Origin of the sequence: Paenibacillus sp. 2TAF8, from assembly GCF_052114825.1 — a bacterium.
GTDB lineage: Bacteria > Bacillota > Bacilli > Paenibacillales > Paenibacillaceae > Paenibacillus.
Map to the genome: position 1 here is coordinate 81,270 of NZ_JBFRFN010000014.1, position 22,694 is coordinate 103,963.

The following is a 22,694-nucleotide window of genomic DNA, read 5'->3' on the forward strand; positions in this document are numbered from 1 at the left end:
CAACATGGCAAACCGAATTTTAGTCGTAGACGACGCTGCATTTATGAGAATGATGATCCGGGACATTTTGTCCAAAAATGGGTACGAAGTCGTAGGAGAAGCACCAGATGGTGCACAGGCTGTTGAGAAATTTAAAGAACTTCGTCCGGACCTGATCACAATGGATATCACAATGCCTGAAATGGATGGTATTGCTGCATTGAAAGAAATTAAAAAAATAGATGCAAATGCTAAAGTAATTATGTGTTCCGCAATGGGACAACAAGCGATGGTTATCGATGCTATCCAAGCTGGAGCTAAAGATTTTATCGTTAAACCTTTCCAATCTGATCGGGTTATCGAAGCAATCAGCAAAACACTGGGAGCTTAAGAAACATGTTGATGGCTCAGGGTGGTACTCCAGAACCAGCTGGCGCGGGAATCAATTATTATCTACAGCTAGTATGGGTGATTGTTGTCCTGGCCGTCATTCTGGTTCTTATTGTCTACCTGATCCGATTCTTGAACAAACGAAATCAGCAATGGTTTCGTAGCGGAACCATTCGCATTCTGGGCGGGGTCGGACTAGGACAGAATAAGTCACTGCAAATTCTAGAGATTGGCGGAAACGTTTATTTGATTGGTGTTGGCGAGAATATACAGCTGCTGGATAAAGTTTCGGATTTGGAAGAAGCGAAGAGAATTGTAGATTCCTTTGAACGGGACGCTGCTTCACAGCAAGGAAATCTTCCACCGATCATTGCCAAGCTCGCTAAACGTCTTCGTAAAGAAGAGCCGCCTCGCGAATTGGAAATTGAGGATACTGCTTCTTTTCATGAGATGTTTGAATCCAAACTTCGGCAGATGCCAAACCGTAAAGAGAAGATGGAGAAGATCCTGGATCAAGACAATACTACAGATCGGTCGAGGGATTCATGAAGAAAAAGATTTGGTTAGCGTGTTGTTTCATAGGACTTATCAGCCTAGCATCCGTTACGGTGGCTTTTGCCGAGCCGATTCCTAACATTGATATACAGATTGGGAACGGTGATGGCAGTACGCCAAGTACTAGTTCATTATCTATTATTCTTTTAATTACGGTGCTTAGCATAGCCCCGGCATTGCTGGTACTGATGACCAGTTTTACTCGGATTGTGATTGTGCTTGGGTTTGTCCGAACTTCACTCGGAACCCAGCAAATGCCTCCGAATCAGGTATTGGTCGGTCTGGCTCTTTTTCTAACGCTTTTCATTATGTCTCCAACGTTGTCTTCCATTAATCAGGTTGCATTGCAGCCTTATCTTAAAGGAGATTTGACCCAAACGGAGGCGCTGGAAAAGGCAGCAGATCCGATTAAGAAATTCATGTTTACTCATACGCGTGAGAAGGATATCATGCTCTTCATGAAATACAATCAGGCGGAACAGCCGAAATCGTATCAGGATATTCCAATTACGGTAATGGTACCGGCATATGCAATCAGTGAGCTCAAAACAGCTTTCCAGATGGGGTTTATGATATTTATTCCTTTCCTGGTAATCGACATCGTTGTTGCGAGTACACTCATGGCCATGGGTATGATGATGCTTCCCCCGGTCATGATCTCATTACCTTTTAAAATACTGCTTTTTGTTTTGGTGGATGGGTGGTATCTGGTAGTCAAGTCACTGTTGCTAAGTTTTAATACTTGAACCGGAGAGTTAAAGGAGGACGGTCATGACTTCGGAGTTTATTATCGGTCTGGCCGGAAAAGCAGTATACACGTCATTGCTGGCCAGTGCACCTATGCTCATACTAGCTCTGGTTGTAGGACTTATGATTAGTATTTTCCAAGCAACGACTCAGATTCAAGAGCAGACCCTTGCTTTTGTACCTAAAATTGTCGCAGTACTGCTCGCGGTGCTTTTGTTCGGTCCTTGGATCTTGAATATATTAATCGATTTCACGTTCAACATACTCGATAATTTGTACAGATACATAGGGTAGGCTTTAGCCGATGGAGACATTGCTGCAAAGTTTCCCTGTCGCTCTGCTTATGTTTTGTCGAATAGGCTCATTTTTTGTAACTGCACCAGTCTTTTCAGCTCGAAATGTACCTGCTTCGTTTAAAGTGGGAATATCTGCCTTTGTTACGTTGACGGTTTATATGACCTTTGGCATTCATCAGACTGTTCCAACTGACTTGAGTTATATCCTGTTGATCATCAGAGAAGTCCTCATCGGTCTGCTTCTGGGATTTGTGGCTTATCTCTTGATGACGGCTGTGCAGACTGCAGGTGCGTTTATTGATATCCAAATTGGTTTTGGTATAGCTAATGTGTATGACCCGATGACAGGTGCATCTGCACCTCTTACAGGTAACTTTAAATATGCCTTTGCTGTACTATTGTTTTTAACTATGAATGGACATCATTATCTGCTGGATGGCATCGTATACAGTTATCGGTGGATTCCGTTATCGAATGTATTCTTATTGAAGATGGCTGATGGTAGCATTGCGGAATTCCTCATACGTACGTTAGGTGAGTCATTCATGCTCGCATTCCAGATGGCAGCCCCGATTGTGGTCGCGCTGTTTCTGACCGATGTAGGGTTAGGCTTTTTAGCCAAAACGGCTCCGCAGTTTAATGTATTTGCTGTAGGTATGCCGCTCAAGGTACTCGTTGGAATTGCTATTTTGCTCCTGCTGGTTCCCAGCTTCGCCTTTGTGTTTGGCCAATTGTTTGAGGTCATGTTCCGTTCGATGGAAAAACTGCTTGGAACGATCGGACAAAGGCCAGCATGAGTGAAACGGAGGACAGGATCCAGATGAAACTTCAACTTGATCTCCAGTTATTTTCTGGGGAGAAGACAGAGAAAGCAACCCCTAAAAAGCGGCAGGATACACGAAAAAAGGGCCAGGTCGTTAAAAGTATGGAGTTATCCGGTGCCTCGATTCTCCTGTTTACATTTCTGACCATGATGATGTTTAGTTCGTTCTATAAAGAGCGCATGGTAAAGCTGTTTACTGATATTTTTATCAACCGACTCAGCATGAATGTTACTGAAGAAAATGTGATGGCACTGATGATGCGTTACGGGATTGAAGTGATGTTGTTGCTCGCTCCCGTTTTGCTTGGCGCAGCACTGATTGCGTTAATCGTTAACTACATGCAAGTGGGGTTTCTTCTTATAGGTGAGGGTTTAAAGCCGAAGCTTGAGAAATTAAATCCAATCAAAGGTTTTAAAAATATTTTTTCACTTCGTTCCTTAGTGGAATTTGCAAAATCCATATTGAAAATGTCTATCATCGGCTACCTTGTCTACAGCACGATTATTAGTTACCAGTCTGATATTGCTTCATTATCACACTTTTCAATGGATGCGATTTTACAGTTCGCCGCTTCAATTACTTTGAATCTTGGTGTCAAAATTGCAGTTGCACTCTTAGTGCTTGCCGTATTCGACTACATGTACCAGAAGTACGATTATGAGAAGAATATACGCATGTCAAAGCAAGATATCAAGGATGAGTATAAGAAAATGGAAGGCGATCCGCTGATCAAGGGCAAAATTCGGGAGCGTCAGCGTCGTATGGCTATGCAACGCATGATGCAGGAAGTACCGAACGCAGATGTAATCATCACAAACCCGACACACTTTGCAGTAGCGCTGAAGTATGAGGGATCTGAGATGGAGGCTCCGCAAATTATTGCTAAAGGACAGGACTATGTTGCTCTGCGGATTAAAGAAATTGCCAAAGAACATGGTGTAATTACGATGGAAAACAAACCACTGGCACGGGCATTGTTCCAGAGAGCTGAGATTGGTGACGCTATACCGGCCGATTTGTTCCAAGCTGTAGCCGAAGTGCTGGCTTATGTATATAAACTTAAGGGCAGAACGAAATAAAAGGGATCGGAGGCCGTACATTCATTGAAAACAAAAGATTTAGCTATCCTTGCGGGGATTATCGGCATTGTGTTGATGATGATTCTCCCGATCCCGATCTGGCTGCTCGATATGTTGCTTGTTGTCAACATCTCTATTGCTTTAATGATCCTGCTTGTTGCCATGAACAGCAAAGAAGCATTGCAATTTTCCATATTTCCGGCTTTGCTGCTCATTACTACATTGTTCCGACTGGCGCTCAACATCTCAACAACGAAGCTAATCCTTGGTAAAGGTGATGCGGGAGCTGTTGTTGCTACCTTTGGTAGCTGGATAGCTGGCGGACAGATAGCCATTGGATTTATCGTGTTTTTGATCTTGGTGGTCGTACAGTTTATCGTTATTACCAAAGGATCTGAGCGTGTAGCTGAAGTAGCAGCAAGGTTCACACTCGATGCAATGCCCGGTAAACAGATGAGTATTGATGCGGACTTGAATGCCGGTTTGATCAATGAACAGCAAGCACGTGAGCGTCGTTCCAAAATTGAACGTGAAGCGGACTTTTATGGAGCGATGGATGGTGCCAGCAAGTTTGTAAAAGGGGATGCCATTGCAAGTATCATTATTCTCCTGATCAACCTGATCGGTGGCTTTATCATCGGTATGACAGTGCACGGTCTCGATTTTGCAACATCACTCTCCACATACTCGGTATTGACTATAGGGGACGGTTTGGTTAGTCAGATTCCTGCACTTCTCATTTCAACAGCGGCGGGGCTGATCGTGACCAGAGCTTCATCGGAAGGAAACTTGGCAGAAGATATTACCGGCCAGTTGTTTACATATCCGATACTTATCTATATCGTAGCTTTTGTTATTGCAATGTTGGGATTCTTCACGCCAATTCATGTGATTACAACGCTTCCGCTCGCAGGTATGCTTGCTTTTGCCGCTTGGCGAATGCAGAACAATCTGAATATGAAACAGGAAGCAGAAGAGCAGTTGGAAGAAGAGCAACAGATTGAAGAGGTCAGAAGTCCTGAAAGTGTTATTAACTTGCTTCAGGTGGACCCGATCGAATTCGAGTTTGGTTATGGCTTGATTCCACTGGCTGACAATCAACAAGGCGGAGACTTGCTCGATCGGATTATTATGATTCGAAGACAGTGTGCTCTTGAACTGGGCTTGGTGGTACCTGTGATTCGTATTCGCGACAATATTCAGCTAAGGCCTAATGAGTATGTAATCAAAATTAAGGGTAACGCGGTTGGGGGCGGAGAGTTGCTCCTGAACCATTATCTCGCGATGAGTCCTGGTTATGACGAAGAGTCTGTAACAGGAATAGAAACAACAGAGCCAGCTTTTGGATTGCCTGCACTTTGGATTGATGAAGTCACCAAAGATCGAGCAGAACTCGCCGGATATACAGTGGTGGATCCTCCTTCTGTAGTTGCAACTCATCTGACAGAACTCATTAAGAAACATGCGCACGAACTCCTTGGAAGACAAGAAACGAAGGCGCTTGTGGATAACCTTAGAGAGAATTATGCTGCATTGGTGGATGAACTTATCCCTTCAGTTCTCTCGATTGGTGATGTACAAAAAGTGCTTGCCAAGCTTCTTCGTGAGAAAGTATCCATCCGAGATATGGTAACAATCTTTGAAACACTTGCAGATTACGGAACGTATACGAAGGATCCTGACGTGTTGACGGAATATGTTAGACAATCCTTATCGCGCCAGATTACACAACAATTTTCGCAAAAAGGGGAAACGCTTCGGGTGATTACGGTTGGACCAGGACTCGAGAAGAAAATTGCTGAAAGTGTGCAACAGTCGGAGCAAGGCAGCTATCTTGCACTGGACCCAGTATCTACGCAAAGTGTTTACCAAAAGTTGAGTGAACAAGTAAATCGTTTAATTCAATCGGGTCAACAGCCTATCGTGTTAACTTCTCCAACCATTCGAATGTATCTGCGTCAGGTGATTGAAAGAACGATGCAGGATATTCCGGTGCTTTCCTATAGTGAGTTGGAGCCGAATGTTGAAATTCAAAGTATCGGGGTGGTGAACTTATGAGAGTAAAACAATACGTTGTTGAGACCATGCCCGAAGCTATGCTTCAAATTCGCAAAGACCTGGGAAGTGACGCCGTCATTCTGTCCACCAAAGAAATAAAGGTGGGCGGAGTGCTCGGGATGTTCCGTAAAAAACGGATCGAAGTGGTTGCAGCAGTTGATAAACAACAGCCTAATCAGGCGAAGGGATCTTCTGTTAAGAAGGGTCAACAATCATTTACGCCTGTGCCTCGTTCGTTTGTACCTGAAGCTTATGCTCAAACCGCTCGTTCATTTGTGGCTGGTTCCGAAGAAGCGGAAGCTGTAGCGGCGCTGGACCAAAGTGTGCAGGGGAAAACAGCGGCTGTTCCATCTGTATCCAAGTTAAGCGGTACAGATGAAAAGATGGATTACGGTTCAGATTTTCTGAACAGTGAGCATAAACCGCGACCGCAAGGGGCGGATTTTTCGGGTTCAACGCCTAGTATTCAGGATCGTGGTGTGGAACAGCAACAGGACAAGCTGATGAATGAGCTACAGGACTTGAAGCAGATGATGACTAAGCTTTCCAAGCAAGGTACAGTTGAGTCAACGATCTCTGAAGAATTATTGAATATTCAAGAGCGATTGGCTGAACAAGAAATCTGGCCTGAAGTATGGGAATCTTGGTTTGAGCCCATTCAGCAGGGGTTAGCCCAGAGTGAAATGCAAGAATCCGATGTTAATGAGGCGCTGCGTTTAGAGGTAGCGACTTTTCTAAAAGATCGCATTCAAGAGGGCATCTTGCCGAGTACTCGCATTGTTTACGTGGCTGGCCCAACGGGAGTCGGTAAAACGACAACGATTGCCAAGCTGGCTGCGGAGCAGATGTTTAAAAATCAACGTAAAGTGGGTTTCATTACTTCAGATACGTACCGAATCTCTGCGGTTGAACAACTTAGAACGTATGCATCGATTTTGAATGTGCCGCTGGAAGTTGTACAGTCCCCAGGTGATACACAGCGTGCCATTTCCCGATTAGAACATTGTGATCTCATTTTTATGGATACTGCAGGTAGAAACTATAGAAATGAATTACTTGTCTCTGAACTACAGAGTTTGCTTGCTCCTGTTGAGAACAGTGAAACCTTTCTAGTGATGAGTATGACCGCGAAAAGCATGGATATGGTCCAGATTACTGAGCATTTCAGTAAATATGGACTGGATAAAATAATTTTCACCAAAATGGATGAAACAGGAACCTGCGGTCCGTTGTTTAATCTTCTTCATCGTTTCCCGCTCAAACTTGCTTATGTGGCAAATGGTCAGAATGTGCCAGACGATCTGCTTAAGCCAGATGTGGAATGGTTATCCAATGTATTATTGGGAGAAGGAAAACAATGAAGGATCAGGCAGCATCACTCCGAAGTTTGGTCTCGGCGCCATTGGAGAGCGATGAAAACAAAACGAGCAACCGTTCTTCGAAAATCATTACGGTAGCTAGTGGTAAAGGCGGGGTAGGCAAGTCCAACTTTACACTAAACTTTGCACTGACACTGCACTCTATGGGGAAAAAGGTACTGGTCTTTGATGCAGATATCGGTATGGCAAATATCGATGTTTTAATGGGAACTTCTTCTTCCTATAATCTGTATCATCTATTATACCGACATAAAACTATAAGGGAAATCATACAACTGGGTGCTGATGGCCTGCCATATATTGCAGGGGGGTCGGGAATGAAGGAATTATTCTCCTTGTCTGATCGTGATCTGGAATTTTTTGCTAGTCAGGTAGAGGACATCGCGCAAGAGATGGATTACGTCATTTTCGACACCGGGGCTGGCCTTTCCAGGGAAAATATGAGATTCATCAGTGCTTCTGATGAATGCCTGATTGTAACTACACCTGAACCGACTTCAATAACCGATGCCTATGCCTTAGTCAAAGTAATGCACAGCCAGGAGCACGCAACACCTTTTCGAATGATCGTAAACCGTGTTGAAGACGAAAAGGAGGCGGAGCGTGTAGCGGATAAAATCGCTGGAGTGGCGAGAAGGTTTTTGCAAACAGATATTCCGCTTTTGGGGTATATCTCTGAGGATGCTCAGGTCGTTACAGCGGTGAAGAAACAGATGCCTTATCGCTTAGCCTATCCCCATTGCAAGGCTTCTAAAGATATACAGAAACTTGCCCTTCGATATCTGGCTGTACCTGCAACTCCGGAATCCGGAACCTTGTCAGGAATCAGGGGATTTATGAAAAAGTGGCTTAAACGAACAACATGATTTCTGAATAAAGGAAACAGAGGTGACACAATATGGCGGTCTATCAAGTATTGGTTGTCGATGATTCCGCTTTTATGCGCAAAATTGTGACGGATTTAATTGAAGCGGACTCAGAGTTTAAAGTTACAGCCACTGCGTCAAACGGCAAAGAAGCCATTCAAAAAGCATTAGAGCTGAAACCTGATGTGATCACGATGGATGTTGAAATGCCCGAAATGAATGGACTAGATGCGCTGAAATCAATTATGGAGGATTCCTTCATTCCTGTGATTATGCTCTCTGGTATTAATGAACAAGGTATGAAAGAGACCATTATGGCTCTTGAAGCTGGCGCATTTGACTTTATTCGTAAGCCGTCTGTCGTGCATGATCAAGATATTGCTCAGGTTGGCAAAGCGCTGATCGAACGAATGCGTGCAGCCATGCAAGAAGTGAAGCGAAAAGCTGAACGAAAAGAATCGATCAAGAAAATGGAGGCGTCTCGCAATACTGTGATTCCTCCGGTACAACTGGCTAAGAAAGAAGAGCGAGCGAGGGGAAATGGTGAACCGATCCCTAAGATGGCTCCGCCGTTACTCTCGAAAAGTGAGCGTTCATTCGAAGAACGTGCTGAAGTGGTACAGGCTAAAAAGCAACCAAGTGTCCCATCGATTCAGCCAAAACCGGATCGAACGACCACTAAAAAGGAAATCATAGCTAAGCCTGATCAACCTGTTCGTTCAAAAATGGATAAAGCCAGCAAGCCGCCTGTAAGTCCACTGCAAGCTCGCAAAGAGGTCAGACCACCGGATGCACCTCGGCTCACGACAAAGCAGCCAGCAGCCAGTTCTATGCCTGTACCTGCGAAAGAGTCGATCAAACCTAACACGGCTTATAAAGCTTCGGGTGGGATGGAAGGATCTTTCAACAAAATTGTTGCGATCGGTTCTTCTACAGGTGGACCAAGAGCTCTCAAGACCTTACTGGAACAGCTGCCAGCAGATTTACCAGCGCCGGTAATTATTGTGCAGCACATGCCACCTAACTTCACCCGTTCCTTGGCTCAACGGTTGAATACATTCAGTCCGCTCCATGTGGTTGAGGCAGAAGACGGTATGATGCTTAAGAAGGGAACGGCTTATATCGCGCCTGGTGGATTCCATTTGAGAGTACAGAAGGCAGCAGATGGTAGATTCATCTTGAAGCTGAGTGAGGATCAACAGGTGAATGGTCACAGACCTTCAGTGGATACGATGTTTGAGTCGCTTCTGCCGTTTACATCTTTACAACGACATCTTGTTCTTCTAACTGGTATGGGAAGCGACGGGGCGCGTATGATGAAAAAATTATACGAGACCGGAGTCACATCGACTTTTGCCGAAAATGAAGAAACGTGTGTTGTCTATGGAATGCCGCGTTCAGCTGTAGAGCTGCAATGCGTGCGTCATCTTCTGCCACTGCAGGAGATTGCGCCAAGACTTGTTCAAGCAGTGAAATAACGGAGTGTAACTTACGGAGGAGGTGCCTCACAATGGACATGAACCAATATTTATCCATGTTTATTGATGAGTCTAATGATCATCTGCAATCCCTTAACGAAAACATGCTACAACTTGAAGCGAATCCGGAAGATCTGGGCATAGTGCAGGTTATCTTCCGTTCAGCTCATACTCTCAAAGGTATGGCGGCAACGATGGGATTCGAAGATCTGGCTTCACTGACACACAAAATGGAAAATGTACTCGATATGGTGCGTAATGAAAAACTGAAAATGCAGGATTATATTTTTGATACCATGTTCAAGAGTCTGGATGCCTTGGAGAATATGGTTCAGGATATTACCGGAGGCGGGGAAGGTAAAGCGGATGTCACCTCTATTGTTGCTTCTCTCCAGGCGATTGAAAGTGGTGAATGGACAGGAGGGAATGCTCCAGTTGCAAAGGCAGATAAGCAAACGAATGCAACGATCTCCAATGCTGTAGAGCTGGACGAATTCCAATATTCAGTGCTTGATCAGTCTATAGCAGAAGGACACCGCGTATTCTATGTTGACGTCCTTGTAAGTGAGCATAGCCAGTTAAAAGGTGTTCGGGCATACATGGTGTTTGACATGCTTGAGCGTTCAGGTGAGGTTGTTAAAGCTTATCCTTCTGTTCAGGATATCGAGCAAGAAAAGTTTGAGCGCAGTTTCTCGTTGTATTACATAACGACCAAAGAGGCGCAAGAACTGGAAAAGGGCATTATGAGCATCTCTGAAATCGAGAGTGTCAAATTGATTCAGCTGGATCAGGAAACGTTACAGCAGATGACGAATCAGGTTGCAGCCGCCGTTGCGGTAGAAGCTGAACCAGCTCCTTTAGCTGATAAGGATGCCCCAGTTTTAGATTCTGTGCCTCAAGAAGAAGTTAAAGCAACTTCCGCGAAGACGGCAGCACCGAAACAGGCAGCCGCACCTTCACGTACGATTCGTGTTGACATTGAGCGACTTGATGTGCTGATGAACTTGTTCAGCGAACTGTTGATCGACCGTTCACGCCTTGAACAATTAGCAAGTGAGACAGGCAATAACGATCTGTCGGATACTGTAGCCCACTTGAGCCGTGTGAGTACGGACTTGCAGAACATCGTACTGAAATTGCGGATGGTTCCAGTAGACACAGTCTTTAACCGTTTCCCACGAATGATTCGTGACTTGGCTAAAACATTGGATAAAAAGATCGATCTCGTCATAACAGGTGCTGAAACAGAGCTGGACAGAACAGTTATTGATGAAATCGGAGACCCGCTTGTGCATCTGTTGCGTAATGCGGTTGACCACGGTGTAGAGTCTATCTCGGAGCGTGTTGCGGCTGGAAAACCGGAATTGGGTACAGTTAATCTGCGAGCTTTCCACAGTGGTAACCACGTATTTATTGAGATTGAAGATGATGGTAAAGGGATTTATCGTGACAAACTCCTGCAAACAGCGATCAAACGCGGTGTTGTGACGGAGGAGCAAGGCGCGAAAATGAGCGATGATGAGGTAAATCAATTGTTGTTCGCTCCAGGATTCAGTACGGCTGATAAAATCTCGGATATTTCTGGTCGGGGCGTTGGTCTGGACGTTGTAAAGTCGAAAATCACTTCGCTTGGCGGTAATGTAACGATTACGTCCACGCCAGGTAAAGGGACAAACTTCTCTGTACAACTTCCATTGACTCTGTCTATCATTGCTGCGATGCTTGTACGACTTGGTTCAGAGAAGTATGCAGTACCATTGTCTTCGATCGTAGAAACCGCGATTGTACAGCGTGAGCAAGTGCGTAATATCCATGGCAATAAAATGATTACGTTCCGTGAGTCGTTGATTCCGTACCTTTCATTAAGCGAAGTTTTCGGAGTGCCGGATTTCAACGATGCAGATGAGAAAGAAACCGAGATTGTTGTGATTCGAAAAGGGGAGCGTCTGGCAGCTGTCGCTGTTGAAGAATTCATTGGCCAGAGCGAGATTGTTCTGAAGTCTATGGGCACGTATCTTCCTGCGATTGAAGGAATTTCCGGTGCGACTATACTTGGAGATGGGCAAGTAGCACTGATTCTTGATCCAAACGCATTTATTAAATAAGCATGATGATAGAGTTTTAATTCGAATAGGGAGGTTTTTTTACATGGAAGAAGAGTTGAAAGTCATCGTCTTTAAATTGGGAACCGAAGAGTATGGAATTGAGGTAGACAAGGTTCAGACCATTGAGCGCATGATGCCGATTACCCGCGTTCCCAAAACACTTTCCTTTGTAAAAGGAGTTATCAACCTGCGTGGTGTTGTTATTCCGGTTATTGATCTCCGCGGACGCTTCTCCCTTGCGGAAACGGAGTATACAGATCAAACACGGATCGTTATTGTAGGGGTTGACGATATGCAGGTTGGTTTTATCGTTGACTCAGCCAATGATGTTATTGACATTAAGAGCAGTTCGATCGATACTCCGCCAGAAGTGGTTGGTGGCGTGAAAGCAAGATATCTTCGTGGTGTTGCAAAATTGGAAGATGGTCGTTTGTTGATTATGCTCAACCTTAATGAAGTATTAAATAAAAGCGAGATTGTGCAGCTGGAAAGTGTTGAGGGCTAGCACGTGGAAATGTTTAACCGATTTGAGGGTTTCCAAATGGATGTGCTCAAAGAGGTCGGTAATATTGGAGCAGGCAACGCCGCTACGGCGTTGTCTCAGCTCCTTAATAGACCGATTGATATGGGTGTACCCACCGTTCAGATGCTTCCGTTTGAGGAGATTGCTGAAAAAGTGGGTGGTGATGAGCGTATTGTAGTTACAATATTTCTTCGTGTTGAAGGCGAAGCGCCAGGTAACCTTTTCTTTATGATGACACCTGAGGCTGCAAAATTGTTATTGAACCGTCTTGCTGGTTTTGAGCTAAAAGAGGGTTTGGCGTTCACGGATATGGAACACTCCGCTCTGTCTGAGATCGGGAACATCCTGGCCGGATCTTACCTGTCTTCTCTGGCGGATTTCACGAAGCTGTCGATGTATCCAACGGTTCCAGGGCTGGCCATTGATATGGCTGGAGCGATTCTTAGTTATGGGTTGCTGCAATTCGGAGAGATGGGCGATGCCGCATTATTAATTGATACTTCTTTCTTTGAGGGTGAAGATCAAGTGGAGGGACAGTTTTTCCTGATTCCTGACCCGCCGTCATTTGCGAAGATTTTTGAATCGCTAGGGGTGCCACTGGACCATGATTGAGGACAAGAGCATCGTTAAAGTCGGGATGGCGGATCTGAATATCGCTCAACTTCCTAGCGTAATCCGTACAACTGGCTTAGGGTCGTGTGTGGGACTAACGATGTATGACCCACAGCTAAAACTCGCTGGAATGGCGCATGTCATGCTTCCGAGTTCTGTGATTGCCCGGGAGGGTAAACTAAACACGGCAAAGTATGCAGATACAGCGTTGCCAGAATTGCTTGAGAAAATGCTAAAGATGGGCGCGTCTCAATCACGAATTGTGTCTAAAATGGCCGGAGGCTCACAGATGTTTGCTTTTTCAGGCGCAGGAGACACGATGCGAATTGGACCGCGGAATGCAGATTCCTGTCGGGAAATGTTGGAACAACTCAAAATTCCTCTACTTGGCGAAGATACAGGAGGAAATTACGGGCGCACTATCGAAATGAATTGTGAGACAGGACTTTTGACTATTCGCAGCGTACAAATGGGTGTAAAGGAATTATAATATAATGATAGGAAACTACCGCATTAATCTTGGAGCAGGCATAGTCGGATTCGTTCTGACTTTTTTTGTAGCATTCAGCAGCAATGTGTTGATGACCAGTTTAATACGCGGATTAATAGGATTCGCAGCCTGGTATGTCCTTGCATATGGTTTGCGTTGGGGATTGGGAATATTGTTTGGTCCTCGTGTAGAAAATGGATCTGTTTATGATTCAGAGGGTATTCAAGATCTAAGAGGTTCACAGGTGGACATCAAACTCGAAGACGATGGACAAGAGCTGAATGACTTGCTCAAGAATGGACAGAGCGACTCCGCCGGGGCTGATCATCCGCCATCTGAGACGAAAGCTCCAACGGGATTTGCCCCATTGGATCCGCCTAAACTCGTCCGGACCAAGGACCCGGAGGAATTGGCGCAGGCCGTTCGTCACCTGACAGACAAATAAGGAGGGTGAAATCAATTGAACGAGCGTAAAGCTTCACATTTGAACCATTCAGATCTGTGGGAAAAGTGGAAAGAATACGGAGATCTTGAAGCAAAAAAAATGTTGATCGAAAAATATCTTCATATTGTTAACTATGTGTCAGGTCGTCTGGCAGTTGGTTTACCCAAAAATGTCCCGAAAGATGACTTGGAAAGCAATGGGGTAATGGGACTTATTGATGCATTGGAAAAATTCGATTATGAACGAGGATTGCAATTTGAGACCTACGCTTCATGGAGGGTTCGCGGAGCAATACTAGACGGTTTACGTCAAGGGGACTGGGTTCCCAGATCTGTGCGTGAGAAAGCGAAACGGATTGAAGATGCGTACCAACAATTGGAGCAGACCTATTTGCGTTCTGTCAGTGATGAAGAAATGAGTCAGTATCTGGACGTGTCAACTAAGGATTTTCAACATATGCTTCAGGAGGTGGCAGTGATGTCACTCTGCTCACTGGAAGATCCGATCCGAGAAGAAGAGTCAGAGACACGTCTCTCTTTAATGGTAGATGAAAAAGCCAAAAATCCAGATTATAAGGTCAATGAGTTCTATCTAAAAGATGCGCTGGTACAAGGGCTTGAAAAGCTGACAGTGAAAGAACGAACAGTGGTCTCTCTTTTGTATTACGAAGACCTTTCTCTCAGTGAAATCGCAGAGGTTATGTCTCTTTCGCCGTCTCGTATATCCCAATTACATTCCAAAGCCATCTTGCGGCTTCGTGGCACACTAGATAAGCAAAAAGATTTACTGATGCGTAAAGACTAGAGAGCAGAAATTAACCACATGTATAGGGAGTGGACAGGCTAATAAGGAGGAAGATCTGCGTTGACACAAGGGACTGTTATGGAAAAATCACTAAACGTTGTTTTATCCGATGATAAATGTACCGCTTATCTTGAATATTACAATGAAGAAGAAGGCTTTTCCTGCACCACGGAAGAGCTTGAACAATTTGTGGAGAGCAAGGGCATTAAACATGGTCTATTGCGAGAAGCATTATTAGTTTTTGTGAATAACCCGTCTGCCTACCTGAAAGATAAATGCAAGATAGCCGAAGGCGTTTCTCCTGTACAAGGAATCGATGGATATATTCRGGTTTTGATTGGCAAAGAAGATGACAGCGAACAGCGGCCACTGGAAGCAGAAGATGGAAAAGTGGATTACAAAGAGCTGATCCGGTTAGACAATGTACGCAGCGGTCAGATCATCGCCAAGCGTATCGATCCTGTTGATGGTGTGCCTGGCAAAGCAGTGACTGGTGAGGAAATTCCTTTTCGTCCCGGAAAAGAAGCTCGATTTAAAATTGGAAAAAATGTTGTTGTGAGTCCAGATGGCTCTGCGATGTATGCTGCAATTGACGGCCTAGTGAGCAGAACAGATGGAAACAAACTCAATGTATTTCCTGTATACGAAGTTAATGGCGATGTCGATTATAAACATGGGAATATCGACTTTGTGGGTAACGTGGTTATCCGAGGTAATGTACTTACTGGCTTTAAAGTAAAAGCGGCAGGTGACATTCGTGTCGTCGGAGGTGTCGAAGGAGCGGAACTGGAGGCAGGCGGCTCTATCGAAATTACCGGCGGGATCATCGGTTACAACAAAGGTTTAATTCATGCTGGACACCATGTGAAATGCACATTCATTCAAGATGGCAATGTTGATGCAGGTGAAGATGTACTTGTATCCCAAAGTATTATGCACTCTAATGTCCGTGCGGGTCATGCTGTAATCTGTGCAGGAACAAAAGGACTTATCGTTGGAGGCTCAATACAAGCCGGAGAGCATGTGTCAGCGCGTGTTGTAGGCAACACGATGTCTACAGTTACCTCAATTGAGGTTGGCGTGCTACCAAGACTCCGAAACGAAATGAATGAACTGCGTAAGGAAATTAGAGAACAGATGGACTCCTTGGATAAAACCAAGAAAGCATTGACTCTCCTGGATCAGCTGGCTGCAGCAGGACAACTAACGCCAGACAAGATGGCCATGAGAATCAAATTAAACTCAACTCACAAATCAGCTCTTCATCAAAGCGAAGAAATGAAAATGCGTATCTTGGAAATTGAAAAGGTACTTGAAGATACAAGCAGAGCTCGTGTTGATATTTTGAAGATGATCTATGGAGGCTCTAAAATAGTTATCGGCAGATATACGAAATTTATTAAAGATCCTGTTAGTCGAATGTCATTTTATTATCAAGACGGTGATATTACCATGGTGCCGTACGTTTAAACCTGCTACAAGCTTATGAGGGAATCCATTCGAAACCGTGAGGTGAGCGTATGAGTTTCAAAGCAGTGGAGCTGCAGATTGCGGTGCCGCGAACCAGTGAAGCGGGACGATATCAAAGTGAAGCCCAGCAGAGGCCGGTTACCGACCAGAATCTGCTCGCTGAACAGACGACGAAAGAAGCGAATGAAGCAAGGCAGCGCAGCGAGGCCATGGCAGAAACAGCGCATACTTCGGTGCGTGATGGTCATGCGGGCGGCGGTGATCAGCATAGTGGGACGGATGGACGGGATACGACCGAGGAGCAGGAGCATCTCAAACCTGCCGAGCATCCATACAAAGGCAAACACATTGACCTGTCTATGTAAAAGAGTATACACAGGCTGAAAGGTTGCGCCCCCGTGTGGTCGTAACAAAAGGAGCGAAACAATTTGTCACCATGGATTATTATTGTCATATTAGGAGCTTGTGCTATCGCTTATGCATTCATTATGCCTCGAAAAGACAAGATACAGCAGCCATCGCATCAGCTGGTGCAGGAGATGGAGTCAACACTCGAACATTACATGACAGAGATTGAACAAGATAACGATGCACTTATTCAACGTGTGGCTGAACTTAAAGGGGAAGCCACAGCAGCAGATCAGCGGATGCAGTCACAGCTTCAGGAATTGCAACAACGGCTGGATCAACTGGAACAGGAAAAAGCAAAGACTGCTGAACCCATCTCGCTACCACCTGCAGATATTGTAACGGGCCAGGGATCACAAGGTTTACAAGCACAGAGTCTCAGGGATAGTGTGAGGGCTGAAGTGAATCAACAAACAGCATCGGCATTACAACTTGAGAACGAGCCTATTATAGAGCCGAAGCGTGAATCTATTAAAGATCGTTACAGAGAGCTTTTTAGACTTCATGATGAAGGAAAGTCTATGGATGCTATTTCTAGACAAACAGGCATACAGCTTGGTGAGGTGCAATTAATACTGCAACTTGCAGAGCAGGAGGAGATCTGACCATGGACAAGCGATCTTTGTGGATTGGGATAGGGAGTGGCATGATTATTGGTGCAATTTTGCTTCAACTGGCCACAGTAGGACAAAAGGCTCTTTCTGACAGTAATCTTGATCCGATGCAGACTGACAATTGGACGAAAGAACAACTGGAAACCGCAGCAAAGAGCCTGGATATGAAACTGGTCGGTGCCCAAGACGAGGTGTATACTGAAGCGGAATGGGTGAACAAGAAAAAGCAGGAAAGCAGCCAGATGCAAGGGAAGTCGGCTGAAAAACCAGAACAAGCTACTTCTGCTGCCCAACCTGCAGAACCAAAGCAACCACAGCAGCCGGAGTCCAGTAATGTTAAAAGCCAATCACAGACAAATCAACCTAAGACAAATACACCTGTGACGCCAACTAATCCTAATAAACCTGCTGTAACGTTTAAGGTGCGTTCCGGAAATAGTTTGGTTATGGTTGCCGAAAAACTGAAGGAAGCTGGCATAGTGGACGATGCACAAGCCTTTATCAAGGCAGGCAAAGCTCAAGGAATTAATAAGAAGATCCAAGTAGGTACTTATTTTCTTCAAACAGGTGAGAGCTTTAAGTCAATTATCGCCAAAATCACCAAAGAACCGTCAAGCTGAGCATGCAAGCTCGGACTGGACGGTTCTTTTTGATGATCGAAGCGTTTTTCCATAGATCTACCAAACCATAAATTTAGATTCAAATAATGTTGCAACGTGCTTTCACTTATGCTATATTAGATAACGGTGTTAAAACACACGCTGTGCTAATTTTGTTGAGGGTGCTTTCCTGATGGAGAGTCTTAGCGAAAAATGATGCTGGCGGAGGACACAATAAAAAACCATATTAGGAGGTGTGTGAAGATGGCAGTAATCTCCATGAAGCAGCTTCTCGAAGCTGGGGTACACTTCGGTCACCAAACTCGTCGTTGGAACCCAAAAATGGATCGTTATATCTTCACTGAAAGAAACGGAATTTATATCATCGATTTGCAAAAAACGGTGAAAAAAGTCGAAGAGGCTTACAACTTTGTTAAAGGAATCGCAGGCGAGAATGGTACTATTCTTTTCGTAGGTACTAAAAAACAAGCTCAAGATTCCGTTAAAGAAGAAGCTGAACGCGCTGGTCAATTCTACATTAACCAACGCTGGCTCGGCGGTACCCTGACTAACTTCTCTACTATTCAAAAACGTATTGATCGTTTGAAGCAGTTGGAAGCTTGGGAAGAAGACGGTACTTTCGCTGTTCTACCTAAAAAAGAAGTTATCTTGCTTCGCAAAGAAAAAGATCGTCTTGAGAAATTCTTGGGCGGTATTAAAAATATGAAAGGCCTGCCTAGCGCCCTGTTCATCATCGATCCACGCAAAGAGCGTATCGCTGTTGCTGAAGCTCGCAAATTGGGTATCCCAATCGTTGGTATCGTTGATACTAACTGCGATCCAGACGAGATCGATTATGTTATCCCAGGTAATGACGACGCGATCCGCGCTGTTAAATTGCTGACAGGTAAAATGGCTGATGCCGTTATCGAAGCTAACCAAGGCGAAGAAACTTCCGCTTAATAGTCTTCGAACATAACATTCATGAATTAAATGAAAAGGGTGGTTGGTAGGTGGATAACCTCTCACTGCCCTTTTTTTAGAGTGTACGTGTATGTACAATACTTAATCTGGAGGGAATTTATAATGGCAGTTAATGCGAGCGCAGTAAAAGAACTTCGCGAAAAAACGGGCGCAGGAATGCTCGATTGCAAAAAAGCACTGGAAGAAGCAAACGGTGATATCACGAAAGCAGCTGAATTGTTGCGTGAGAAAGGCCTTTCAGCAGCAGCAAGCAAAGCAGGACGTGCAGCTACTGAAGGCGTTGTAGAATCTTACATCCATGCTGGCGGACGTATCGGCGTATTGGTTGAAGTTAACTGCGAAACAGACTTCGTTGGTAAAACAGACCAATTCAAAGATTTCGTTAAAGATGTAGCTATGCAAATCGCAGCTGCTAACCCTAAATTCGTTACACGTGAAGAAGTTCCTACAGAAGAGCTGGAAAAAGAGAAAGAAATTTTGAAAGCTCAAGCACTTAACGAAGGTAAACCAGAAAAAATCGTTGAGAAAATGGTTGAAGGCCGTATCGGTAAATACTACGAAGAATACTGCCTGATGGAGCAAACTTTCGTTAAAGATCCAGACAAAACAATTTCGCAATTGCTGAATGAAAAAATCAGCCAAATTGGTGAAAATATCTCCATTCGTCGTTTCGTGCGTTATGAACTGGGTGAAGGTTTGGAGAAAAAAGTGGATAACTTCGTAGAAGAAGTTATGTCCCAAGTTAACAAATAAGACGTTTGATCAAGCCGACAAAGCAGGAATGATTTTCGAAGATATAAGAATGATGAAACTTCGAAGCGTAAACTCCCTTATATCTCAGGAAAACAGGAACTTATCGGTTGAACGTTTTTCCTAAAAGAGCGGAACACTTCTGTGTTCCTTTCTTTTTAAGCAGGAGTCCATGCGCGAGAAAGTTTTGTTGGTTGGACACTGAAAGGTGTTCAATTCAAAGTGGAGGGTGAACAATTGGAACAGCCAGTATTTAAACGTGTTGTCTTAAAGGTGAGCGGAGAGTCACTTTCCGGTCAAAACGGCTATGGCATTGATGCAGCAACAATTTCATCCATTGCTGAGCAGGTGAAAGATGTGGTTGCGCTTGGCGTGCAGGTTGCGATTGTATGCGGCGGCGGAAACATCTGGCGCGGTATTGCTGGCAGTGAAAACGGGATTGATCGTGCAACTGCGGACTATATGGGTATGCTCGCGACGGTGATGAACTCTCTGGCGCTGCAAGATGCACTTGAACAGATTGAAGTGCCAACTCGTGTGCAGACATCGATTGCTATGCAGCAAATTGCTGAGCCGTATATTCGTCGTAAAGCCATTCGTCATCTGGAGAAAGGCCGTGTCGTTATTTTTGCAGCAGGTACAGGTAATCCGTTCTTCTCCACGGATACAACAGCAGCACTGCGCGCAGCGGAGATTGAGGCAGAAGTAATCTTGATGGCTAAAAACAAAGTGGATGGTGTCTATTCGGCAGATCCATTCAAAGATAGTACAGCTGAAAAGTTTGAGCAGTTGACATACCTGGATGTACTTAACAAAAACCTTGGTGTAATGGATTCGACGGCGTCCTCGCTCTGCATGGATAACGACATTCCGTTGATTGTATTCAACATTACTGAACAAGGAAACATCAAACGCGTTGTTCTGGGCGAGCGTATCGGAACAATCGTTAAAGGGAGTGTAGATTAATGCCACAAGCAGTTAAACAACATGCTGAGGAGCGTATGGAAAAAGCGATTCAGGCACTGCGTCGTGACCTGGCTACCTTGCGTGCAGGTCGTGCAACCCCTGCTCTTTTGGATCGTGTACAAGTTGAGTATTATGGTGCAATGACGCCTTTGAACCAACTGGCGAATATCAGTACACCGGATTCCCGAACACTGATGATTCAGCCTTGGGACAAATCAGCGATGAGTGATATCGAACGTGCGATCATGAAATCAGATTTGGGTCTGACCCCGGCTAACGATGGCAGTATGATTCGTCTGGCTATTCCGCCGCTGACGGAAGAACGTAGATCTGAGCTTGTCAAACTGACTAAAAAGTTTGGCGAAGAGGGTAAAGTTGCGATTCGTAACATTCGCCGTGATGCGAATGATGATATTAAGAAAATGGAAAAGTCCGAGATTTCCGAAGATGAATCCCGGAGACATCAGGACGACATTCAAAAGTCGACTGATAAATTTATCGCTGAAGTCGATAAGGTACTTGCTGCCAAAGAAAAAGAAATCATGGAAGTGTAAGACAAGCGCAGCCCCTCCAATACGGTGGGGTTTTGTCTCTTTTTCCAAGCTTCAGATGAAGAAACTTCAGGGATTTTGGAGGAACAGGAATGATCAAACGGGTTCGGTCGTGGTGGAATGGGGCTGACAAGCAGGAAACGCTGACTATATCCGAAGATAATATCCCGCAGCACGTCGCCATCATCATGGACGGCAATGGACGATGGGCCAAACGTTTGGGTCTCCCGCGTATAGCCGGGCACCAGAACGGCATGAAGGCAGTGAAACGTGCAACCATCGCGGCGGATGAACTGGGCATCAAATATCTAACGATGTATGCTTTTTCGACAGAAAACTGGACGCGTCCAAAAGAAGAAGTGGATTTTCTGATGAGACTTCCGCAAGAATTTTTGGCTATTGAGTTAGAAGAACTGATAGAAAAAAATGTGCGTATCCGTATGATGGGACATGAGGAGCATTTGCCTTCACATACGGTTAATGCTTTGCGGGAAGCCATTCGCCTTACGGAGCATAATACTGGTTTGGTGTTGAACTTTGCGATGAACTATGGAAGCCGCCGTGAGATGACGGAGTGTGTGAAAGAGATTGCTCTTCAGGTAAAGTCGGGAGAATTAGATGCAGAAGATATCACACCTGAACTCATTGACAAACATATGCTGACCGCAGATTTGCCCGACCCGGATTTGTTGATCCGAACGAGCGGAGAACTGCGATTGAGCAATTTCATGTTATGGCAGCTTGCATATAGTGAATTATGGTTTACGGATATATACTGGCCCGAATTTGGCAAACAGCATTTGCTTGAAGCAGTAGCCGAATATCAGCGCAGAACAAGGCGTTACGGCGGTTTGAAATAGATGGAGGATGAAGCCGTTGAAACAGCGATTAACGACAGGAATTATTGCAGGAGTGTTGTTTTTGGGGTTTTGCATGCTTGGCGGGCCCTGGTATCACGGGTTAGTCTTGCTTATGGCTCTCATCGGTTATTATGAGTTTGTAAAAATGACCGGGGTGAAGCCTTTTTCAGGTGTAGCCCTGATTGGATATGCGGGAATCATCTCTATTGTATTTCCTTGGGAAATGGTATGGGATGAAAGACCTTTATCCTTGTTTCAAATTTTATGGATAGTCATGTTGATTTTGATGACCGCTTCAGTTGTAACCAAGAACAGATTGCCGATTAATACGGTGGCTATGCTTTTTATAGGTGTGCTCTATATTGGAACGGGATTCTATTACATCGCAGAGTCTAGACATCTACATCATGGCCTGTACTGGACGTTTCTACTGCTGGGTTCAATCTGGGCAAGTGATGCTGGAGCTTACTTTGTAGGGAAATGGATTGGGAAAAACAAACTCTGGCCTTCAATCAGTCCGAACAAAACCGTGGAAGGGGCGCTCGGTGGTATTGTCATTGCTATTGTTACCTCTGTGGTGTTTGCCCTAGTTTCAGATGGCTTGCTCTCTTGGCAGAGAGCGATTGTGATCGGGATAGCCTGTGCAGTAGTAGGTCAGATGGGAGATTTGATCCAGTCAGCCTACAAACGCGTATACAACATTAAGGATTCAGGCAATCTTCTTCCTGGGCATGGTGGTATTCTGGATCGGTGCGACAGTTGGATTGTGGTGTTTCCATTTGTACATATACTGATGCTATTGCCTTATTAGGAGGAAACAGGTGCAAGATGACGAGTTAACCGCCTGGAAGCATTGGATTCA

At 44.8% G+C, this 22,694-nt stretch carries 26 protein-coding genes; all 26 read left to right on the forward strand.

The genetic code is table 11. The features are described from left to right. Positions 1 to 4 precede the first annotated feature (4 nt). The 26 genes from AB4Z30_RS20155 to AB4Z30_RS20280 all read left to right on the forward strand — a co-directional run bounded on the left by AB4Z30_RS20155 (position 5) and on the right by AB4Z30_RS20280 (position 22,643). A complete protein-coding gene (locus AB4Z30_RS20155; protein ID WP_090923862.1) occupies positions 5 to 370 on the forward strand; it encodes a response regulator in 366 nt (121 codons plus the stop codon). A gap of 11 nt (positions 371 to 381) precedes the next feature. Continuing rightward, positions 382 to 918 (forward strand): flagellar biosynthetic protein FliO, encoded by a 537-nt coding sequence (locus AB4Z30_RS20160; RefSeq protein WP_441929326.1) that lies wholly within the window; start codon positions 382 to 384, stop codon positions 916 to 918. After that, positions 915 to 1,670 (forward strand): flagellar type III secretion system pore protein FliP, encoded by a 756-nt coding sequence (gene fliP / locus AB4Z30_RS20165; RefSeq protein WP_441929270.1) that lies wholly within the window; start codon positions 915 to 917, stop codon positions 1,668 to 1,670. Before AB4Z30_RS20160 ends, fliP begins: the two co-directional genes overlap by 4 nt. Before the next feature lie 25 nt (positions 1,671 to 1,695). Further along, positions 1,696 to 1,965 carry a flagellar biosynthesis protein FliQ gene (fliQ, locus tag AB4Z30_RS20170; protein WP_123064460.1) on the forward strand — a complete coding sequence of 90 codons (270 nt, stop codon included), beginning with the start codon at positions 1,696 to 1,698 and terminating at the stop codon, positions 1,963 to 1,965. 10 nt (positions 1,966 to 1,975) lie between these two features. Further along, positions 1,976 to 2,764, forward strand: a complete 789-nt coding sequence (fliR, locus tag AB4Z30_RS20175) for a flagellar biosynthetic protein FliR (protein WP_441929271.1) — start codon at positions 1,976 to 1,978, stop codon at positions 2,762 to 2,764. Next, on the forward strand, positions 2,761 to 3,870 hold the full coding sequence (gene flhB, locus AB4Z30_RS20180; RefSeq protein ID WP_123064462.1) for a flagellar biosynthesis protein FlhB: 1,110 nt from the start codon (positions 2,761 to 2,763) through the stop codon (positions 3,868 to 3,870). The genes fliR and flhB overlap by 4 nt, the downstream gene beginning before the upstream one ends. Positions 3,871 to 3,894: 24 nt before the next feature. After that, a complete protein-coding gene (gene flhA / locus AB4Z30_RS20185; RefSeq protein WP_441929272.1) occupies positions 3,895 to 5,928 on the forward strand; it encodes a flagellar biosynthesis protein FlhA in 2,034 nt (677 codons plus the stop codon). Continuing rightward, positions 5,925 to 7,289 (forward strand): flagellar biosynthesis protein FlhF, encoded by a 1,365-nt coding sequence (flhF, locus tag AB4Z30_RS20190; protein ID WP_441929273.1) that lies wholly within the window; start codon positions 5,925 to 5,927, stop codon positions 7,287 to 7,289. Before flhA ends, flhF begins: the two co-directional genes overlap by 4 nt. After that, entirely contained in the window at positions 7,286 to 8,173 is an 888-nt protein-coding gene (locus AB4Z30_RS20195; RefSeq protein WP_441929274.1) for a MinD/ParA family protein, read from the forward strand. Before flhF ends, AB4Z30_RS20195 begins: the two co-directional genes overlap by 4 nt. Before the next feature lie 32 nt (positions 8,174 to 8,205). After that, a complete protein-coding gene (locus tag AB4Z30_RS20200; protein ID WP_441929275.1) occupies positions 8,206 to 9,651 on the forward strand; it encodes a chemotaxis protein CheB in 1,446 nt (481 codons plus the stop codon). Positions 9,652 to 9,683: 32 nt separating this feature from the next. Beyond that, a complete protein-coding gene (locus AB4Z30_RS20205; protein WP_441929276.1) occupies positions 9,684 to 11,756 on the forward strand; it encodes a chemotaxis protein CheW in 2,073 nt (690 codons plus the stop codon). Between the two features lie 43 nt (positions 11,757 to 11,799). Further along, positions 11,800 to 12,261 (forward strand): chemotaxis protein CheW, encoded by a 462-nt coding sequence (locus AB4Z30_RS20210; RefSeq protein ID WP_123064468.1) that lies wholly within the window; start codon positions 11,800 to 11,802, stop codon positions 12,259 to 12,261. Between the two features lie 9 nt (positions 12,262 to 12,270). Then, positions 12,271 to 12,891 (forward strand): chemotaxis protein CheC, encoded by a 621-nt coding sequence (locus AB4Z30_RS20215; RefSeq protein WP_441929327.1) that lies wholly within the window; start codon positions 12,271 to 12,273, stop codon positions 12,889 to 12,891. After that, positions 12,884 to 13,381: a chemotaxis protein CheD gene (locus AB4Z30_RS20220; RefSeq protein ID WP_441929277.1), complete on the forward strand. Its 498-nt coding sequence runs from the start codon at positions 12,884 to 12,886 to the stop codon at positions 13,379 to 13,381. The genes AB4Z30_RS20215 and AB4Z30_RS20220 overlap by 8 nt, the downstream gene beginning before the upstream one ends. Before the next feature lie 4 nt (positions 13,382 to 13,385). After that, complete coding sequence (locus tag AB4Z30_RS20225; protein WP_441929278.1) at positions 13,386 to 13,826, forward strand: hypothetical protein; 441 nt, start codon at positions 13,386 to 13,388, stop codon at positions 13,824 to 13,826. Positions 13,827 to 13,841: 15 nt separating this feature from the next. Further along, positions 13,842 to 14,630 carry a FliA/WhiG family RNA polymerase sigma factor gene (locus AB4Z30_RS20230; protein ID WP_441929279.1) on the forward strand — a complete coding sequence of 263 codons (789 nt, stop codon included), beginning with the start codon at positions 13,842 to 13,844 and terminating at the stop codon, positions 14,628 to 14,630. Positions 14,631 to 14,690: 60 nt separating this feature from the next. After that, positions 14,691 to 16,100, forward strand: a complete 1,410-nt coding sequence (locus tag AB4Z30_RS20235) for a DUF342 domain-containing protein (RefSeq protein ID WP_441929280.1) — start codon at positions 14,691 to 14,693, stop codon at positions 16,098 to 16,100. 50 nt (positions 16,101 to 16,150) lie between these two features. Next, positions 16,151 to 16,465 (forward strand): hypothetical protein, encoded by a 315-nt coding sequence (locus tag AB4Z30_RS20240; protein WP_441929281.1) that lies wholly within the window; start codon positions 16,151 to 16,153, stop codon positions 16,463 to 16,465. A gap of 63 nt (positions 16,466 to 16,528) precedes the next feature. Further along, positions 16,529 to 17,113: a hypothetical protein gene (locus tag AB4Z30_RS20245; protein ID WP_441929282.1), complete on the forward strand. Its 585-nt coding sequence runs from the start codon at positions 16,529 to 16,531 to the stop codon at positions 17,111 to 17,113. 2 nt (positions 17,114 to 17,115) lie between these two features. Next, on the forward strand, positions 17,116 to 17,742 hold the full coding sequence (locus AB4Z30_RS20250) for an endolytic transglycosylase MltG (RefSeq protein ID WP_441929283.1): 627 nt from the start codon (positions 17,116 to 17,118) through the stop codon (positions 17,740 to 17,742). Between the two features lie 243 nt (positions 17,743 to 17,985). Beyond that, the gene (rpsB, locus tag AB4Z30_RS20255; RefSeq protein ID WP_024630243.1) at positions 17,986 to 18,684 is read left to right on the forward strand and encodes a 30S ribosomal protein S2; all 699 of its coding nucleotides are present in this window, start codon (positions 17,986 to 17,988) and stop codon (positions 18,682 to 18,684) included. Between the two features lie 123 nt (positions 18,685 to 18,807). Next, entirely contained in the window at positions 18,808 to 19,458 is a 651-nt protein-coding gene (gene tsf / locus AB4Z30_RS20260; protein ID WP_342555489.1) for a translation elongation factor Ts, read from the forward strand. A gap of 234 nt (positions 19,459 to 19,692) precedes the next feature. Next, positions 19,693 to 20,421, forward strand: a complete 729-nt coding sequence (gene pyrH, locus AB4Z30_RS20265; protein WP_441929284.1) for a UMP kinase — start codon at positions 19,693 to 19,695, stop codon at positions 20,419 to 20,421. Further along, positions 20,421 to 20,975 carry a ribosome recycling factor gene (gene frr / locus AB4Z30_RS20270; protein ID WP_441929285.1) on the forward strand — a complete coding sequence of 185 codons (555 nt, stop codon included), beginning with the start codon at positions 20,421 to 20,423 and terminating at the stop codon, positions 20,973 to 20,975. The genes pyrH and frr overlap by 1 nt, the downstream gene beginning before the upstream one ends. Positions 20,976 to 21,064: 89 nt before the next feature. Beyond that, positions 21,065 to 21,832 (forward strand): isoprenyl transferase, encoded by a 768-nt coding sequence (locus AB4Z30_RS20275; protein WP_441929286.1) that lies wholly within the window; start codon positions 21,065 to 21,067, stop codon positions 21,830 to 21,832. Positions 21,833 to 21,848: 16 nt separating this feature from the next. Next, positions 21,849 to 22,643 carry a phosphatidate cytidylyltransferase gene (locus AB4Z30_RS20280; RefSeq protein ID WP_441929287.1) on the forward strand — a complete coding sequence of 265 codons (795 nt, stop codon included), beginning with the start codon at positions 21,849 to 21,851 and terminating at the stop codon, positions 22,641 to 22,643. The last annotated feature ends 51 nt before the right edge of the window (positions 22,644 to 22,694 follow it).

Coding starts and splice junctions, on each gene's coding strand:
- flhB (WP_123064462.1), top strand. CDS start 2,761: ATGAGTGAAACGGAGGACAGGATCCAGATGAAACTTCAACTTGATCTC.
- fliR (WP_441929271.1), top strand. CDS start 1,976: ATGGAGACATTGCTGCAAAGTTTCCCTGTCGCTCTGCTTATGTTTTGT.
- rpsB (WP_024630243.1), top strand. CDS start 17,986: ATGGCAGTAATCTCCATGAAGCAGCTTCTCGAAGCTGGGGTACACTTC.
- AB4Z30_RS20195 (WP_441929274.1), top strand. CDS start 7,286: ATGAAGGATCAGGCAGCATCACTCCGAAGTTTGGTCTCGGCGCCATTG.
- AB4Z30_RS20220 (WP_441929277.1), top strand. CDS start 12,884: ATGATTGAGGACAAGAGCATCGTTAAAGTCGGGATGGCGGATCTGAAT.
- AB4Z30_RS20215 (WP_441929327.1), top strand. CDS start 12,271: ATGTTTAACCGATTTGAGGGTTTCCAAATGGATGTGCTCAAAGAGGTC.
- AB4Z30_RS20225 (WP_441929278.1), top strand. CDS start 13,386: ATGATAGGAAACTACCGCATTAATCTTGGAGCAGGCATAGTCGGATTC.
- AB4Z30_RS20250 (WP_441929283.1), top strand. CDS start 17,116: ATGGACAAGCGATCTTTGTGGATTGGGATAGGGAGTGGCATGATTATT.
- AB4Z30_RS20200 (WP_441929275.1), top strand. CDS start 8,206: ATGGCGGTCTATCAAGTATTGGTTGTCGATGATTCCGCTTTTATGCGC.
- flhF (WP_441929273.1), top strand. CDS start 5,925: ATGAGAGTAAAACAATACGTTGTTGAGACCATGCCCGAAGCTATGCTT.
- frr (WP_441929285.1), top strand. CDS start 20,421: ATGCCACAAGCAGTTAAACAACATGCTGAGGAGCGTATGGAAAAAGCG.
- tsf (WP_342555489.1), top strand. CDS start 18,808: ATGGCAGTTAATGCGAGCGCAGTAAAAGAACTTCGCGAAAAAACGGGC.
- AB4Z30_RS20275 (WP_441929286.1), top strand. CDS start 21,065: ATGATCAAACGGGTTCGGTCGTGGTGGAATGGGGCTGACAAGCAGGAA.
- fliQ (WP_123064460.1), top strand. CDS start 1,696: ATGACTTCGGAGTTTATTATCGGTCTGGCCGGAAAAGCAGTATACACG.
- AB4Z30_RS20205 (WP_441929276.1), top strand. CDS start 9,684: ATGGACATGAACCAATATTTATCCATGTTTATTGATGAGTCTAATGAT.
- AB4Z30_RS20210 (WP_123064468.1), top strand. CDS start 11,800: ATGGAAGAAGAGTTGAAAGTCATCGTCTTTAAATTGGGAACCGAAGAG.
- fliP (WP_441929270.1), top strand. CDS start 915: ATGAAGAAAAAGATTTGGTTAGCGTGTTGTTTCATAGGACTTATCAGC.
- AB4Z30_RS20160 (WP_441929326.1), top strand. CDS start 382: ATGGCTCAGGGTGGTACTCCAGAACCAGCTGGCGCGGGAATCAATTAT.
- AB4Z30_RS20155 (WP_090923862.1), top strand. CDS start 5: ATGGCAAACCGAATTTTAGTCGTAGACGACGCTGCATTTATGAGAATG.
- AB4Z30_RS20240 (WP_441929281.1), top strand. CDS start 16,151: ATGAGTTTCAAAGCAGTGGAGCTGCAGATTGCGGTGCCGCGAACCAGT.